Raw genomic sequence first — 17924 nt, forward strand, 5'->3', positions numbered from 1 at the left:
TTGTAAATCCTTTCATTCACCAATTTGTTTTACTGTTAAAACTTGCAGGTTTCCATTCGGGTAAATTATTAGGAGATTGTTGCCAATATCTCTTATCTCTACACAAATCATTACCTTTTCCATAACAACTGTGCACCGTAGCTGGATTTCCAAGCATATCCTTCCATTCTTGCCATGTGGTTTTACCTTCAGAAAGATTCCCACCTGTCGACTTATTTCCACCGATTAAGCCGCCCACCGCATCGGCTTTATGAGATTGGTACTTCAATTCGGCTGCGGCAGCCTGCTCAGATGACATTTTTTCACGACCCTGCAATGGAGCAAGAAAACCGTCAGCTTTGCTTGCGTTATAGGCCGGCCCTACAAAATGAACCGTTAAAGCAGGTAATTGTCCCAATTGTGCTTCATCTTTAGCCAATGATTCCAAAGCATTGCCTGTTGTCATTGCCCCACGGCTATGGCCATCGATATGAACACCATCTTGCCCGTATTTAGCCATAATGGCTTTGGTTTCTTGAGTAGCATTGGTTAGCCCCATAAAATCATTTTCCATAAATTTCATATACCCTGCTACCAGCATTTCTGCAAAAGCATTATTGGTTTGTGGGAAATAAATGAAGTATTGGACGTCCGGATTATGTTGGTCGGCATATTGGGCGGCAGAATCGATATTGGTAAAAATGCCATTATTAAATACGGTTACTTTTCCTCCCGGACCAGCCTGCAGGTTCTGCTTTTCTTCATCGGTTACTTTTCGATACTTGGGCAACTCTTTTCCATTTTTGTCTGTTCCATTGGGAATAATTTTGCCATCTTTATCTCTTTCCAATACATATACATCAGCAGACTCCACAAACATTTTGTTATAAGCTTCATCGCTACTAAACGTTAATGCCAAATCCGTTAACGTGCCTTTAGCATCTCTTTTTGCTTCTACGTTGGTCAACATTTGCTGAATATCAACAGCCTCCAATTTTCTGTGCGCACCCTCTAAATCTTTTCTGATTGATTCAGCAGCTTTTTGTCCATTTTCAGAAGAAATATTGAATACACCATCACTGAGTACGCTATAGGTTGTACTGTTATCGGATTTAGATTCTGAAGAATTGGCGACCTGATCCATAACCACACCACGGGCAATCGCATATTTACTGCCATTCAGCATATTTTGATCAACACTTACACCCATACTGCTGGCACTGCCGCTTGTATGATTGCTCATGTTTTCATAGCTGAAATCATTGGCAGTCAGCTCGTTTTGCGCTGCCGGTGCGGTTGAGGCGATGGCGCCGCCTTTGAGGTGGACGCTGTCGGCTTTGATATGGTAGCCGTCTTCTTCGGCAAAGAGGCCGGATTGTCGGTTGACGGTTGCGCTTTGTCCGCTGCCGTTGCTTTGGTTGAAATTGCCCGAGGCTTCCCAAGCTGTGCCGAGGGATACCTGTACCCGTACGCCGGCACCGCTTTGTTTGCTCTCCTGAGAAAGTGTGTCTTGCAGGCTTTCGATATGGAGCTTGCCGCCGATATCGGTGTCGATACGGCGGGCGGTGGCGGTGGCACCGCGCAGGGTTGTACCGCCTTTGCCGGTGATGCGGATGTGGTCGGCATTGAGTGTGGTGTTTTCGTGGGTTTGGGCATCGCTGCGGTATTTGCCTTTGCCGGCGCCGGCTTCGGCATAAACGTATACGCCGGTTTGTGCCCCTACGGATGCGCCTACGCCGACAGATGCGCCGACATTACTGTTCTTACCGTCTGCATGCTGCCGGCTTTGTCCGGCTTCGAGCATGATATCGCGGGCGGAATCCAAAGAGAGGGTATCGCCGGCTTGTACCTGCGTGTGTTGCATGCGGATATCGCCTGCGGTGGATTGGAGGTTGACGTTTCCTCCTGCAGACAGGCGGTTGCTTTGGCTTTGCGCGTAGCTTTGGTTTTGGCTGGAATTGGCGGTTTTAAAGCCGATGCCGGCCTCGGCTTTTGCCAATACGGCTCCTTGTTTCAAGTCTTTGGGGTCGACGGCAGTGCCGTTTTGCAGTGCTTTTTGTACGGCTTGAGCGTTATCGGCGGCTGCGCCGGCGACTTTGTTGACGGCATCGTAAGCCTGATAGGCTTGGGCACCGGCGGCCAGCCCTTGGAGGGCGCGGGTGCGGTCGTCGGCTTTGCTTTTTACTGCGCCTTCGGCGGCATTGGCTAAGTCGATGAGCGGTGATGAGACTTTGGCGAATGCACCGATTTTAAGGTCTCGTTCAGATTGGCTGCTGCTGCCGAGATTGTGGTCTTGAAGGATGTCGATGCTTTGCGCGCGGATGTTGATGTCTTTGGCCGCGGCTACATCCGCAACTTGTTGGGTATAGTTGCCGCCTGCTTGGATATTGACATTGCCGCCCAAGCTGCCGACTTGTGATTTGACTTGCTCTACTTGGCTACTGCGGGAGCTGCGGGTGTTTTTCATCCAGCCGCTGAAGTATTCGGTGTCGGAGATTTGGGCGGAGCCGATGCCGCTGGCGGTTTGTGTTTCGCTGAGGTTGCTGCTGTTTTGGGTAGAGCGGATATTGACATCGCGGGCGGCATTGAGGGTGAGATCTTCTTGTGCGACGGCACTGCTGCCTAAAATGTTGATATCGCCTTTTTGGGTTTGCAGGGTGGCGGTACCGCCTACGGACAATCGGGTAGCGGTAGTATTGGCCAGTGCGCCCCGGCCGTCGCCGCGGTCTTTGAATGTGCCGGCGGGAGTCAGCACGTCGACGGTATCGATAGCGAAACCGCTGCGGCGGCTGTCGGCGCTCTGGTTTTGGCTATCGGTGGCGAATCCTAGGTTGATGTTGTCGCGGGCATGCAGCAGGGCGTTGCCTTCGGCGGAGATTTTAGTGCCTTCGCTGTTGATGCTGCTTTGGGTAGCGATAATGTTTAGGTTGCGGCCTGCGGTGATTTCTCCGGTAACGGCTTGTTCCGAAGCGGTATTTTGCCGGATCTCGCTATTGGTTTGGCCTCCGCGGATAACCAGAGGCGATTGTACAGACGTAGCGCCTTTAAATGTGGCCAAGCCGTGCGTAACGGATTTTCCGACCAGGCTGCCGCTGTTTTGGCTGCCGGCCATGGTTTTGTCGTAAACGTCTTTGGTTACTTTGAGCGGGTTATAAACCAGCCCTACGGATAAGCCGCTTTGTTTGCTTTGCTGCTCGGTATGGTTGCTGTCTGTGATATGCGCTGCGGTCAGGTTGACTTCGCTGCCTTGCAGGTTTATGTCTTGACCGGCATTCAGACGGCCTGCTTCGATGTTGAGAGCCTTATCCGCAATAATGGTTGTGTTGCCTTGGGTGCTGCCGATTTGGGAAAGGGTAAGGGTTTGGCTTGTGCCTTCTTGTTGCAGGCTTTGGCTGGATTTGCCGTAGCCTATGGAGGCAACGCCGCCTTTCAGGCTGCCGGTAAAGCCTTTGCGTGTTTCCTGCTGGAAGTTTTCATGATGAGTAGTATCAGTAACGGTATCAATATGAATATTTTGTCCGGCAACTAAACGGGTTTGTTCTTGTGCCAAAATGTTACTGCCACTTACCGTCAAATCATTGCCTGCACTAATCTGGATATTTCGTGCGGCAAGATTGCTGCCAACGGCATTTTCTTCAGCTATCCGGATATTGCTGATATTGGTCTGCTTACGTCCTCCTCCGGTTCGTCCGACATGCTTGGAGGCGTCATCAACCGTGTTGCTGCTGTTGCCTGCATTCAGTGCAATATCGTTACCGGCGCTCAGATTGAGTTTGCCGTCGCTGCTGTAAAGATCGGCGGCTGTGGTACTGATGTTATTTTGAGCTGCCAGCGTAATATCGCCTTGTGCATGAATGGTGCTGCCTATATCGGTATGACTGTCACGGATAATATGGTTGTCGGCATCAAAATGGTTTTCCTGATGGCGGCCAGTACCCACAGCTCCCAGTACAATCTTATTACCCGCCTGCAACAACGTTTGACCGTTGACTGCTGAATTGCCGATGTCGGCGGCAGCAAGGTTGATATTACGCCCGGCATCCATTTGCAGAATCGCATTCTCTGCACCAGAAACGTAAATGCCGGCCAAGCGATCAAGATGGGTAACCGAACCTTGTTCGTTTTGGTTGCTTGCACTGGTACTGCGGTGATTGATGTCGCGCTCTGCTTGCAGCAGCAAGGTATTGTCGGCATCTATGCTGCCTCCAATATTGTTGATATCTTCGGCGGCATTGGCAGCCAATCGGGCAGCATGGATTCTGCCGCCGATGTTGTTAACCGTATCGGCATTAATTTGCAAGGCTTGGCGGGCGGCTATGGTACCGCTGTTGTCAAGGTTGCCGCCTATATCCAATGCAGCGACACTGCCTGAGAGTAGTGCGCCGTTGCCGTCTATATCACCCGGTTGTACACGGACATAAACTTGCGGTACAAAGACAACTTGGACACTACCGTCGGGTAATGTAACATCTTGAGCAACCAGCCAGATGATATCACTGGTAAGGCGAGCAATCTGTTCTGCATTCAAGGCGATACCGGGAGTGAGGTTGAAAGCTTGTGCAGCAGTGATTCCGCTGTCCATCAAGGCCTTGAATTGTTCTTCATTATTGCTATGGCCATTCAAATAACGTTGGCCGGTGAGGTTCAGAATCTGCTCAGTGACCATGCGTTGCTCGTAATAGCCGTCGCCTAAGCGTTTATGCATATTTCCGGAATCAATGTTCAAGGCTTTGAGCATGTAATCGCTGGATAACCACTGGCGGTAATTGGTAAAAGCAGGGTCGGTTTCAATCAGATAACTGCCAGACTGGGCATTAACGGCAAACAGGCTGCTGTTCGGCAGTGTAGCGCCCGGTGTGCCGGTACGCACGGCTACTTCGGCAGCGGTGGCTGCATTGGTTTGTCGTACTGTTTGCTGGCTGTCATTTTGTGTTTTTGTGGCTTCGGCAGTGATAGTTTGGGCCGTGGCAGCACGATTTGGGATGTCTATGACCGATGTGGCCGCATCGGTGTTGATGCGCAAACCTTGGCGTTTCTCGGTGGTGTTTGCAGGTGTAACAGCCGCATATTCCCGGTAGGCAAAAGAGCCGAGGGAAATATGGTTATTGATTTCCGGTGCCGGAGCGTAATCTACCCGGTTGTGACCGGTACTATCCCGGCCTTTTTGGTGGTTACGCCAGTAAGAATGCAGGCCTGGAGAGGATTCGCTGTTCCAGCGCCCTTTGCTTATGTTGAGCCCGGCCTCGGCTGCTTGTTGCTGGGTCAGGCAACCATCGGCATTTGCGTTCTCGACCGCGCAACCCAAATCATGGGTTATCTTAGTGCCGAAGGATTCTTTATTAAACAATTGGCCTTTAGGCAGATTAGCAGCCAGCTTGCCTCCAGCCACGATTTGGCTGTCGCTGTTCCACAATTCACTGGCGTTAATGGTCAGATTGTTACCGGCAATAATTTTGGCCGGAGCAGTTTCTGTAACACGGGTTTCCTGGGTAATACGCCAATAATCATACTTATGCCAGCTTTCATGGCGTTGGCCGTCAGGAGTGCGCAACTGATTGGATTCATCGTTAAAAATACTCCAGCCCAATTCGGTCTGAGTGCCTTCGCGCAATCGTTCATCGCGCCCTTCTTGTGCCCCGTATTCAACGATATGTTCACGACTGGTTTCCACCAGCTCGGTCTTAAGGTGCTCGTTGGTGTTACGCAGTTCTTTGGCGTAAATTTGCATATCACCACCAGATTCGATGGTGGCGCTGCTGTTGTGGATGGTGTCCGCTGTGCCGATGGCTTGGTTTCGTCCGTCCAGTGCACCACCAATGGCCATTTCTCCATCGCTGAGTATTAGTGCATTTTCCCGGTTGGTGAGGTTTTTTACTCCAAGATCAAGACGGCTTCGTGCTGCAATGGTGCCGGCTTTACCGTTTTCATTGTCGTTATTCAGGGTTTGGGCGGCAATAGCCAGGTGATTGCCATAAATTTTGGCGTTTTCTCCTAGATTGTGGAGCGTTTGTGCTGCAATCACGGTGTCGGCACCATCAATCAGACCCTGATTGGTTAGGGTGCCGCTGATCTGAATTTGTGTGTCAGTGGCGTTGATTGCTCCGGTAGCTGTGTTGTCAAGCTTGTCCGCTTGCAAATGCAATTGTTGGCCGGCTTGCAAATTGCCCCGATTATCCAGTGTGCCGTCAATTTGAATATTTGCGTTACCTGAGGCGGCCATATCGCCGCGCTGCTGGTAATCCGAGGCAAGATGGGCATTCAGGTTGCCCAAAGAGATGATTTTGCCGTCAAGGTTATTCAGAGTTTGGCTGCTCAAATTGAGTTGGTTGCCTGCAAACAATTTACCAGTGTGGTTTTCGAGGGTGGTCAGCGGATGATTGCCATTACTGAGAGAAAGTGTATCAGTCGCAGTGATTTTGCCTTGGCTGTTATCCAGGTTATGGCTGTTGATGTCTATGTGGTTGGCTTGAATGCCTTGGCTTTCGGTTTGGGTTCGGCTGTTATCCAACAAGGCTGTTTGAATGGAAAGGGATTCTCCGGCAGCCATCAGCCCCTGTTGGTTATTTAGCTCGTTGGTACTGGCAAGCTGCATATTGCCAACGGTCTGGATTTCTCCGTTTTGGTTATAAATGGCCGTGCTGTCGACAATGATGTTATTACCGCTCAATATGCTGCCTTGCTGGTTTTCTAGCGAGGAAGTATGGATCGACAGGGAGTCTTGTGCCAACAAGCCGCCGTTGCTGCGGGTGTTCTGATTGTTGAATGCGTGGCCGTGCGTATCGATATTGAGCGTACCGTTACTTTGTATCATGCCGCTGCTGTTGTTTAACGCGCCGCTTTGTAGCTCGGCTTGCGTGATGGCGCTGATACGGCCATTCTGATTATTGAGCTGTTGTTGCTGGGTGTCGATATGCAGATGCCCGTTAACACTGATTTCACCAGCCTGATTATTCAAACCCAGGCTGGCTAGGGTGGTTTCACCACCCGAAACAATACGACCCCGGCTGTTGTCCAGGTCTTTTTGGGCATGGAGGGCTATCTGGCCGCCAGACAGGATGCCGCTTTGATTGCCAATTTTCTGGGCTTGGATGTACAGTTGATCGGCCGCCGTGATTTGACCGCTCCGATTTTGTAGATTGCCGCTATTATTGATTGTTGTTGTGGAGCTTGCGGAGCCTATTTCACCGTTTTGATTGTCCAGATTGTTGCTGTTTAGACTGAGTAACCGATTTGCAGCAATCAAGCCGCTTTGGTTGTTCAAGTCGCCCGTCACATTGGCTGTCAGCATGCCGGTGCTGAGTATGTGTCCTTGTTGATTGGTCAGAGTACCGGAGGATAGCAGCGTATCGCCGCCCGTTATTTGCCCTTGAGCATTGTCCAGCGTCCGGGATGTGAGTTGCAAAGACTCAGCAACAGCGATGCTGCCTTGGTTGTTGGTGCTTTCGGTTGCCTGGATATGGGCTGTTTTAGCAGCTATTGTGCCATCATCGTTGTTCATCCTGCCGCTTTGAATATTGAGGTCGGCTGCATAAATGCCTCCGCTGCCAGCAGTATGACTATTGTCCAATATTTTCTGGTGCGTGTTAATCAAGGCGGCTTTCTGTGCAATCAGACTCCCATTTTGGTTCAGTAAAGCTCCGCTCTGAATTTCAGCCTGCTGCCCGGCACCGATTTGCCCATCGGTATTGGTAAGTTGCCGACCTTGTGTGTCCATGGTAATGTTTTGATTGGCTAGAATTTGGCCTTGGCTATTGTCTAGAGCACCGCTGCTTATTTGCAAGTCGGTTTGGCTTAGCAGTTTCCCTTGTGTATTGTTGATTTGCTGGTTGCCTGCGCGCACATCCAGTTTGTGTCCCTGTATTGTGCCTTCAGTATTCTGGATGCCGCTTGCCATCAGCGAGATATTTCCCGTGGATTGGATGCGGCCTTGCTGGTTGTTAAGGCTGCCTGATTGTCCATCAATCGAAACGGTATCTTGTCCTGAGATGATTTCACCGGCTTGATTGTCAATGCCTTTGCTTTGCAGCGTAATGGATTGATTGGCATGCAGTTTGCCTGCTTGATTTTGCCAAAGCGCCGCGGCATTGATATAGAGTGCATCGGCGCTGGCAATGCTGCCTTGCCGGTTGTTACCCTCACTGGTTCGGATTTCGGTGCTTTCACCGGAAGCTATATTGCCTTTGCTGTTGTCAAAGTACTCGCTTTCGATATTGATGCCATGACGGGCGCGGATTCGGCCGGATTGGTTGCTGAATGCCTGAGTTGCGCTTTGGAAATCAGTGGTTTCGATTTGGCCTTGGTTATTGTTGAATGTTTGTCCTCCTGCGTTCAGGTTATGCAAATTCAATATGCCCTGATTGCTGAGACTGCTGTGGCTGTTCACATCCGTTTCGCCGTTGGCACTGATACTGCCGCTGTTAATTAGGTTATCTACAACAGCAATGCTGCCTGCGGCTAGTGTTACAGGAACACTTGTAGTCGGCACGGTAGTAGTGACACCTCCGCCGGTGGCGGTGCTGGGGGCAGGAGAGGCGTTGCCGTTATTACTGCCGTTATCGGAGGAACCGTCGCCGGTGCTGCTGTCGGCCGGGGTGTAGCCGATCAGGCCGTTGTTACGGTTGGTGAGCGTCGCGGTATCTACAGTCAATGTCTGCAAACCGGTTTGGCTGATGTCGCCACTGTTGAGGAGAGTGTCTGTTTCAATATCGAGGCGGGCTGCGCTGGTTTGGCCGCTGTTGCTGATTTCGCCGTTATTACGGATGTTCAGCTCGTTGGAGGAGGCTAACAGACCGCTGTTGTTCAATGAGGCCGTCTGAATGGCGGCTTTGCCTTGGGCGGAAATGCTGCCGCTGTTTTCAAGCGCATCGGCACGAATGCTGACGGACGCATTATCAGCATGGCTTTGCTTTTGCTCGGAAGCAACGATGCTGCCGCTGTTGCCGATTTTGCCGTCGGCGCTGAGGGTGACGCCGCCCGCTCCTGCGAAGATTTGGCCGGCATTGTTGATGCCGATGCCCTTATCGGTGCTGACAAGGCGGATTTTACCAGCATACATGCCGCCGAGGCTGCCGGTATCGATGGACACTTGGGGGGTATCAGTAGTTTGGCCGTCTGCAACCGGGGTATGCGTGCCGTCGGCGTGGATGTCGTTGCTGCCGGCAACCACTTGCAAGTCTTTCGCCCAAATGCCGGCATTGATCTGGGCGGCACGGGCGAGGATACGGGTGTAGTCGCTGTCGGACGTATTAAGGCCTTTACCTGTAATGTCGATGCTGCCACCGCGTATGATAAAGCTTTCAAGATAGCCGTTGTTGAGCACTGGTTTGCCGGTAGTGAGTGTGACGCCGGCGGTGTTGATGAAGCCGCCGCCGTTCACCTGAATGCCGGCGGGGTTGGCCATGATCACTTCGGCGCGTTTGCCGCCTACTTCGATGTAGCCGTTCAGCAGGCTGGGGTTGCTGCTGTTGACTTGGTTCACAATCACTTTGGCTTCGCCGCCGGCCAGCCATGGATTGCCCTGTATCCAGCCGCCCAGCTGTGTTTGGGTATTGCTGCGGCTGTTGTTGAGGATGGCGCCTTTGCCGTCGACGTCGAACTGGCGGTATTGGTTCATCGATACGCCGCCGACCGTCGGCGTTTGGATGTTGACTTGCGGCAGGCCGTTGCCGGTTTTTAAGACGGTGGGCTGCTGGTTTTGCGGGGCGGCTTTGTCGGCCGTAATGCCGGTGGCGTGAGCGGGAAGTACCAACGCCAAACCGAACGCGAGCATCAGCGAGAAACAGACAACTGGTAGATGCAACACCGGAGTTGCTCCCCTTGCTAAAGTCGTGCCACCCGCGCTGTCCTGAACTGATTTACCTTCACGGGTAGTATTTTCGGCAACCACCACCATTTGGCCACGTTTTTTGTTGAAGATGACTTTATATAGGGTTTTGTTCATGATAATGCTTTGTTCAAATAAACGTTTGAATAATTGGAATAGATACTAAATAATTGTTTAAAACGGTGCTTGCCGTATAGGGTGAGCCTTCTCCCATGCAGCTTGTTGTACAGCATCAACGGCTTGCCCTTTAAACAACATGATTCTCATGCCGCGTTCATCCCCTCTATGATGTAAAGAACGCACGCATTGATGGGGAAATAGCTGAACCGTTATATTTTTTATTAGGCGGCTGTGTCCAAAGGGAGCAAACCAATTAATGAACCACATGCAATCACCACTGTTCCAATCTTGGTTCTGCAGCAAGCTGTCGTTCGATTCCAGGTAACGTGATTGAGCCGCCTCATCGAAGTAGGCCCACGTGATATAACCCAGAGGTTGGGCATGACGGCTAAACAAGGCAAACTGGCCATTTTTCAATACGGGCAATACCCAAGCAGCCATTTCGTTGATAGGGCTGTTGCAATAGGCTTTTGATTTCATCCACAACCAGGTAATAGCGCCAAAAACCTCTGCTTCATTCCAAATTTCATCAGGAAACAGGCTCGGAGCAACAACATCTATATCTTCAAATTTCATTTATCTGCTTTTCATTAAAACGAATAATTCAAACTGAATCCCAATGCCGTATTGGCCGTCTGAAAGCCGGAGGGCTTTTTAAACGGCCTGCCGGCGAACACATCGTAATAAAGCTGGCCGCCGGCCTTGATTTGCCCTTTAAGACCGACCACGCCGCCGGCGAGAGTTTGATCGAGCAGTTTCGGCGCGGATGGCCCAGACACATGGCCGACATCGGCACCGATATACGCCAAATGTCCCGGCCGGTATTGCCAGCTCAGATCGTTGCGCCAATACCAGCCACGCTCGGCCGCCAGGGTCATCTCGCCATCGAAGCCACGCACGGTGTATCGCCCGCCGATGGCAAGTTTGTCCAGCTGTATCAGCGGCGATTTGTTCCATTGGGCATGTACGGCGGTGTCGTAGGCCAAAGTCTGTTTGCCGATGGAGAAGGGTAGGTTGAGACCGGCATCGGCAGTGAGGATTTTCATGCGCGAAGTGCCTTCGCCGACGGCTTCTTCAGGCGCACGCAAGCTGTTGGCCCCGCCGGTACCGCGTTTGTAGGCCGCACCAAGGTTGAGGGTGGCATTGCCGATGTATTCCTTGTGGCTCAGATTGAGTCCCCAACCGGCGGTTTTGCGGCGCTGTACGGGAATTTCAGCATCATTGATGAAACTGTGTGATTCCTGCTTCCACAGTTTCAAACCGGCATGACTTTTACGGTGGGCATCCCGGTAAAGCAGGCGGGTGACGCCGATGTCGGTATTGAAGCGCTCACCGTTGTAATCATAGTTTTCACTATCGCCGGCCACCGCCTGATGGTAGCGGTAACGGCTGTGGTTGAACGCCCACAGCCAGTTGCCGAACGGCACTGAATAATGTGCTGCCAGAGATTTGCTGCCGCTGCCGGTGGTGTGGCCGTCGTTATCTGTGTAGCTGGCTTTATGGCCCAAATCGCGGCCGTATGAAAGATAGAACAAATCGCTCAAACCAAACGGGTTGTCGGCCGAGAAGGTCACATTGGCCTGGTATTTGCCGGTTTCCTTACTGCCGCTGTCGTCAACGCCGAAACTCAGGCGGTAGGGCAGAGGGCGCTGCTGCCATTGCACCACCACGTCGCTTTGGTTGGGGACTGCTGCCGGTTCGATGCGGATGTCGGCTTCGGCGGTGGGGATGCGTTTGAGGTTTTCCAGTCCTTGCTCCAGATCACGGAGATTGAGAATTTGGCCGTTTGAAATAGGAAATTCGTTCTGAAAGTTTGCAATGCGTCCTGCGGTATTATTGCTGTTTTCTTTTCCTTGCACATATAGTTTGCCTATACGTCCGGGGGCAACAGTTAAGGTCAGGATACTGTTATTTAAGTCTTGCGGGGCAGCCAAAATGCGGGTGGTGATATAACCCTTGCCGATTAATGTATTTTGGGTAGATGACATTATGCGGTTGATTCCTTGCGCCCCCAAGCACATACCGGATTTAAATCCGAGAGAATCTAATGACTTTTTGAGGTCTGCTTGAAATTGCTGTGCACTATCGCCATCAAGCAATACTTGTTGGATGTGGAAGCATGGAGACTCCTCCTCCGGCAGGGTTGTTGCAGGTGATTGTATTTTTCTATCTAAACGTACATCTTGGCTAGGCTGCCATTGTTGCTGTTGCTGGTCGATGCGCTGCTGTTCGCGCAAAAAATGATTTTCTTGTACTTCGGCGGCTTGATGTTCTGATTCTGCAGCGATGGGAGCCGAAAAAAGAGTTGTTGGTAAGGTAAGGGTGACTAAAGCTGTTGCTAAGGGTTTGATTTTATAGTTTAGCGTTTTCATCTTTATTAAATAAACTTATCTGGTTGTTAGATATATTTTATTTGTAAAAATAATTTAACATTAAGTGGAGCTGAAAGGCTGAACCAGGTAATAAAAGGTTAAAACTTAGTAATGGGCGGTATTGGGAAGTCGCGATTTCATTTTCAGTAAGAGAACTTATTTATTATTTTATTTAAATCTTAACAGGCTCGCCGTAAGACTATTGGTATCTCTAATTGAAACTGGCTGTGGATTTTCAAAAAATTGAAATACTTGAAGTTTATAGGGTTCTAGCCATTATTTTCAGACGGCTGTTTGAAGATACCTGTTGCGGATCCTTATGCACATGATATTAGGCTACAAAAAACCGCTGTAATATACAGCGGTTTTTTAGTAAGAAGCCCGTATTTAGGCTAGTTTGCCATGGCACTGCTTATATTTTTTGCCACTACCGCAAGGGCAGGGATCGTTGCGGTGGATAAGTTGGCCTCGAGCTGCTAATGCTTCCGGGCTGAAATCGTTACCTGTCGGATCGAAAGCTTCGGTAGCCAAATTGTCGCGCGATTCTCCCAAAACTTCCGCCATAGCAGGTGCACCGGAATGGATTTCTTGTATGTCACTAATTTCCTGCGGTTGTGTTTCCGCAATGATGTCTTCGGTACGCTCTATTTGAACAGAGGTTAGCAATGAGGCAACGTTGTGCTTGATGCTGCTCCATAAGTTTTCAAACATTGAAAAAGCTTCGCGCTTGTATTCTTGTTTGGGGTTTTTCTGTGCGTAACCGCGCAGGTGGATGCCTTGGCGTAAGTAGTCCATAGCGGCTAAATGTTCGCGCCAGTTGCTGTCGATAACTTGCAACATAACGTTGCGTTCGAAGCCACTCATGGTTTGCTCGCCGACAATTTCTACTTTTTCGGCATATTCACGTTCTACTTGCTCTATCAGGCGGGCTTTGATATCCGGATTATCTAAGGTTTTTTCTGCTGAGAGCCAACCTTGAATATCGGCGTGAACGCGGAATTCGCCTGCTAATTGGGCTTCAAGTGCGGGAATATCCCATTGCTCCTCCATGCTGTCAGGCGGCATATGCAAATCGACCAAGTCACCGATTACCTCTTCACGGATACTCTTAGCCAGCTCGGTTACATTGTGATTGGTTAGGATTTCGTTTCGTTGGTGGTAAATCACTTTACGCTGGTCATTCGCAACGTCGTCATATTCCAATACTTGTTTGCGCATATCGAAATTGCGGCCTTCAACTTTGCGTTGTGCCCCTTCGATTTGGCGTGTTAACAGGCCGTGTTCAATGGCAACGCCGCGCTCGGGTGCGAGGCGGTTGAGAATGGCAGCAGCACGGTCAAGTGCAAACAGGCGAAGTAAAGGATCTTCAAACGAAAGGTAGAAGCGGCTTGAACCGGGATCTCCTTGACGGCCGGCACGACCGCGCAGCTGATTGTCGATACGGCGGCTTTCGTGGCGCTCCGTTCCGATGATGTGCAGGCCGCCGGCAGCCAATACTTTTTGATGCTCTTCTTCCCAACCGGCTTCCAGCGCGGCGATACGGGAGGCTTTTTCTTCATCGCTCAGGCTGTTGTCGGCCATGATGGCATCGGATTGGTGTTTGACGTTACCGCCCAATACAATGTCGGTACCGCGTCCGGCCATATTGGTGGCTACGGTAATCATGCCGGATTTGCCCGCTTGTGCCACGATCAGTGCTTCACGTTCGTGCTCTTTGGCATTTAAGACGTTGTGAGGTAATCCCTCACGATTTAGAAGCTGGGATACGAGTTCGGAGTTTTCAATACTGGTGGTGCCCACCAATACGGGCTGACCGGCTTCATAACAGCGTTTGATGTCGGCGACGACGGCTTCGTATTTTTCTTCTGCACTTCTGAAGATTTGGTCGTTGGCATCTTTGCGCTGCATCGGACGGTTGGTCGGGATAATAACCGTTTCCAAGCCATAGATGCTTTGGAACTCAAATGCTTCGGTATCGGCTGTGCCGGTCATGCCGGCAAGTTTGTCGTAGAGACGGAAATAATTTTGGAAGGTAATTGAGGCCAGTGTTTGGTTTTCACGTTTGATTTCTACGCCTTCTTTTGCTTCTACGGCTTGATGTAAGCCCTCGGACCAGCGGCGTCCTGCCATCAGACGGCCTGTAAATTCATCGACAATAACGATTTCGCCGTCTTGGATAACGTAATGCTGGTCTTTGTGGAACAGGCTGTGTGCGCGTAATGCGGCCATCAGATGGTGCATCAGCATAATGTTGGCAGCGGAATATAGGGAATCGCCTTCTTGTAACAGGCCGATTTTTACCAAGATATCTTCGGCATGCTCATGGCCTGCTTCGCTCAGGATAACCACATGGCTTTTTTCGTCCACCCAGTAATCGCCTTCACCTTCTTCGGTTTCTTGGCGGGTAAGCATGGCGGGTACTTTATCCATGACTTGATAAAGTTGTACGTTATCATCGGCTTGGCCGGAGATAATCAGCGGTGTACGCGCTTCGTCGATTAAGATCGAATCGACTTCGTCCACTACGGCAAATGACAGTTCGCGCTGGACCTTATCGTATTGGTCGGTAACCATGTTGTCGCGCAGGTAGTCGAAACCGAATTCATTATTGGTGCCGTAGGTTATATCGGCGTTGTAAGCGGTTTGGCGGTGGAAAGGCTCCATATCAGCCACAATCACGCCTACGCTTAAGCCTAAGAAGTTATACAGTGGCTCCATGATGCTGGCATCGCGGCGGGCGAGATAGTCGTTGACGGTTACGACATGTACGCCTTTTCCGGATAGGGCATTCAAATAGACGGGGAGGGTGGCAACCAGTGTTTTGCCTTCGCCTGTACGCATTTCTGCAATTTTACCGTCGTGCAATACCATGCCGCCGATCAGCTGTACATCGAAATGACGCATACCGAGCACGCGTCGGGAAGCTTCGCGGCAAACGGCGAAAGCTTCTTCGAGAATATCGTTAAGTGTTGCGCCATCGGCCAAGCGTTGTTTGAATTCGGCGGTTTTGGCTTGAAGCGCTTCATCGCTGAGTGCTTGGATTTCGGCTTCGCGGGCATTGATTCGATTAACTGTTTTACGGTATTGTTTGAGCAGACGGTCATTACGGCTGCCAAAGACTTTTTTGGCTAATTTTGTAAGCATATATGGATTTCCTGCGCCAGAGTTAAAGTTGGCAATCAACTGCCGATTTTAACACAAACGCTGCGTTTTAAGGGACAATGCCGACAGATATGGCGGCCGATCAGCCGGATTTCAATTCTGGGAATATAACTTTTCCCTGATCTTCGCCCGTCGAAGGGTATCGGATACGGATCAGTATTATGGATTTAGACCAAATCGGTAGGCGTAATGCCGGAGCGGTAGAACACACCCGGTTAAAGAGCTTGATTGCGCAGGCACGTTATTGGCATAGACTGCATAGCCGGGTAAGTGAGATTCTTCCGGCCAATTTACGTCCTTATGTTCAGACGGCATGTATTGAAGAAGGTTGTTTGGTATTGTTGGCAACCAATAATATGGCGGCGTCACGTTTGAAAATGTTGATGCCGGGGCTATTGCCACAGTTGCGGCAGTTGGATAGCCGTATAGAGAGGGTGCGGGCACGTTTGATACCGCAGCCGCCCCAGGCGTTAAGAGAAAACCGCTTGCAGATGAGCAAAGCGGCTTTGGATGGTTTCAGCCGCACAGCCAGACAGTTACAGCATCATCCGGAGCTGGCTGAGGCTTTGCAAAAGTTGGTGCGGCGTCGGAAAAATACGGCTGGGTAATTTCTAGAATATTGAATATATTTTGAAAATTTATCTTATTGATGGAGTGTTAATGCTACTTGAGTAAGGTTGTGCGGATTCCTACTTATTGTGTTATGCATGTGTAAATTTATGTCGTTTTATTTTGATATAAGACAAAACTGATACACAATACATAGACCATATGACATATCGGTTTGGCCGAAACTGCTATGGTTGGAAACCAATCGACGGATAAGGTATGGCTTGCTGCTAAAAACCGAGCTTTTGTATTGCGTTTCTCAGCTAACCCGTCCCTGTTTTAGGGAAATCTAGAAATACCAAGGAGTATATTATGAAAGTTTATCTGGCTATGATTTCCGCTGCTGCATTAGGCTTGGCAGCCTGTTCGCAAGAAGCTCCGAAATCTGCCGAAACAGCAGCACCTGCTACCGAGGCTTCAGCAGCAGCTTCTGCTCCGGTAGCAGAAACCGCACCTGCATCAGCCCCGGCTGCTGCATCATCAGCGGTTCCGGCAACTGCGGCAGCCTCTGATGCGGCGTGCAGTACGGTTGTCGAAGCAACTGATGCGATGAAATACAATGTATCTGAAATTAATATCAGCAAAGCTTGCCCGAAATTCTCTATTACTTTGAAACATGTAGGTACGATTCCGAAAGCGGCAATGGGACACAATCTTGTGATTGCGAAAACGGAAGATGTTGACGGCGTGGTTCAAGAAGGTGCGGGTGCGGGTGCCGACAATAACTTTATTAAGGCGGATGATACCCGTGTAATCGCCCACAGTAATTTGGTGGGTGGCGGTGAGGAAACTACCATCACGGTTGATACCGGCAAATTCTCGGCGGGCAACCAATATGAGTTTTTCTGTACGTTCCCCGGCCATGTGTCGATGATGCGCGGCAAGGTGAATTTGACTGATTAATATGCTTTAAATCAATTGAGAGGCCGTCTGAAATTTTCAGACGGCCTTTTTTATGGTTTGGGTAGTAGGAGATTTTACAGTTTATTTTTAAAACTTATATTCTAAAGAGCTGGTTTTTTTATATCTTGCCCGTGGTGGGGTTTTATAGTCGGCGGTAGAATTTTATCGGCTGTACGGATGGGTATGCAAATTCGGGCGGTGCTACGAAGAATATGGATATTCGCTGCTTTATATTGTGCGGTTGTGTTGTTTGATTTAACACAAAGCCGCCAAAGCATATCCGTATCATACTGAACACCGTTGCGAATGCTTGCTATCAGGGTTATTTTTATTTATTGGGAAAGTATTCCGTGTTCTCAAAGGAGTAAGATTATGAAAACTTATTTGGCTATGATTTCCGCTGCCGTACTGGGTTTGGCAGCCTGTTCCCAAGAGTCTCCCAAATCTGCTGAAACCACAGCGCCCGCTGCCGAATCTCCGGCATCGGCCGCAACGGCAGCCTCTGCTGAAACCGCATCTGTCGCGGCGGCAGATGCGGCTTGTAGTACGGTTGTGGAATCTGATGACGCTATGAAGTTTAATGTGTCGGAAATCAATATCAGTAAAGCTTGCCCGCAATTCTCGATTACGCTGAAGCATGTGGGCAAAATGCCCAAAGCGGCAATGGGGCATAATATTGTGATTAGTAAGGCCGAAGATGTGGATGCTGTGGTGAAAGAATCTGCCGCAGCAGGTGCCGATAACGAATTTGTAAAAACCGATGATGCTCGTGTGATTGCACACAGTAGCTTAATCGGTGGCGGTGAGGAAACTACATTTACGGTTGACACCGGTAAATTCGCAGCCGGCAACCAGTATGAATTTTTCTGCTCATTCCCCGGCCACGTAGCCATGATGCGCGGTAAGGTGAATCTGACGGAATAATAGGCAGTATACATAAAAACACTTACGGGACT

General features: G+C 50.1%; 7 protein-coding genes. 3 read left to right on the forward strand and 4 right to left on the reverse strand.

All coding sequences use genetic code 11. The features are described 5' to 3' along the window. Nucleotides 1-16: 16 nt before the first annotated feature. From LVJ86_RS02635 to secA, 4 genes are all read right to left on the reverse strand, one after another. Nucleotides 17-9919 carry a two-partner secretion domain-containing protein gene (locus LVJ86_RS02635; protein ID WP_047760662.1) on the reverse strand — a complete coding sequence of 3301 codons (9903 nt, stop codon included), beginning with the start codon at nt 9917-9919 and terminating at the stop codon, nt 17-19. A gap of 57 nt (nt 9920-9976) precedes the next feature. Continuing rightward, entirely contained in the window at nt 9977-10498 is a 522-nt protein-coding gene (locus LVJ86_RS02640) for a toxin-activating lysine-acyltransferase (RefSeq protein ID WP_047760661.1), read from the reverse strand. A 14-nt stretch (nt 10499-10512) separates the two neighbouring features. Next, complete coding sequence (locus LVJ86_RS02645; protein WP_082131241.1) at nt 10513-12294, reverse strand: ShlB/FhaC/HecB family hemolysin secretion/activation protein; 1782 nt, start codon at nt 12292-12294, stop codon at nt 10513-10515. A 387-nt stretch (nt 12295-12681) separates the two neighbouring features. Then, nucleotides 12682-15438, reverse strand: a complete 2757-nt coding sequence (gene secA / locus LVJ86_RS02650; RefSeq protein ID WP_047760660.1) for a preprotein translocase subunit SecA — start codon at nt 15436-15438, stop codon at nt 12682-12684. 179 nt (nt 15439-15617) lie between these two features. On the opposite strand from secA, the gene LVJ86_RS02655 reads away from it, so the two are divergent. The 3 genes from LVJ86_RS02655 (at nt 15618) to azu (LVJ86_RS02665) (ending at nt 17892) form a co-directional block, all read left to right on the forward strand. Further along, on the forward strand, nt 15618-16064 hold the full coding sequence (locus LVJ86_RS02655) for a DciA family protein (RefSeq protein ID WP_047760659.1): 447 nt from the start codon (nt 15618-15620) through the stop codon (nt 16062-16064). A gap of 313 nt (nt 16065-16377) precedes the next feature. Then, nucleotides 16378-16968: an azurin gene (azu, locus tag LVJ86_RS02660; RefSeq protein WP_047760658.1), complete on the forward strand. Its 591-nt coding sequence runs from the start codon at nt 16378-16380 to the stop codon at nt 16966-16968. 372 nt (nt 16969-17340) lie between these two features. Beyond that, on the forward strand, nt 17341-17892 hold the full coding sequence (gene azu / locus LVJ86_RS02665) for an azurin (protein ID WP_047760657.1): 552 nt from the start codon (nt 17341-17343) through the stop codon (nt 17890-17892). The last annotated feature ends 32 nt before the right edge of the window (nt 17893-17924 follow it).

The sequence above is a fragment of the Neisseria arctica genome, from assembly GCF_022870905.1.
Classification (GTDB): domain Bacteria; phylum Pseudomonadota; class Gammaproteobacteria; order Burkholderiales; family Neisseriaceae; genus Neisseria; species Neisseria arctica.

What these genes read in the sequence shown, in the direction of transcription:
- LVJ86_RS02635 (WP_047760662.1), bottom strand. Translation starts at nt 9,919, where the DNA reads ATGAACAAAACCCTATATAAAGTCATCTTCAACAAAAAACGTGGCCAA.
- azu (WP_047760657.1), top strand. Translation starts at nt 17,341, where the DNA reads ATGAAAACTTATTTGGCTATGATTTCCGCTGCCGTACTGGGTTTGGCA.
- azu (WP_047760658.1), top strand. Translation starts at nt 16,378, where the DNA reads ATGAAAGTTTATCTGGCTATGATTTCCGCTGCTGCATTAGGCTTGGCA.
- secA (WP_047760660.1), bottom strand. Translation starts at nt 15,438, where the DNA reads ATGCTTACAAAATTAGCCAAAAAAGTCTTTGGCAGCCGTAATGACCGT.
- LVJ86_RS02655 (WP_047760659.1), top strand. Translation starts at nt 15,618, where the DNA reads ATGGATTTAGACCAAATCGGTAGGCGTAATGCCGGAGCGGTAGAACAC.
- LVJ86_RS02645 (WP_082131241.1), bottom strand. Translation starts at nt 12,294, where the DNA reads ATGAAAACGCTAAACTATAAAATCAAACCCTTAGCAACAGCTTTAGTC.
- LVJ86_RS02640 (WP_047760661.1), bottom strand. Translation starts at nt 10,498, where the DNA reads ATGAAATTTGAAGATATAGATGTTGTTGCTCCGAGCCTGTTTCCTGAT.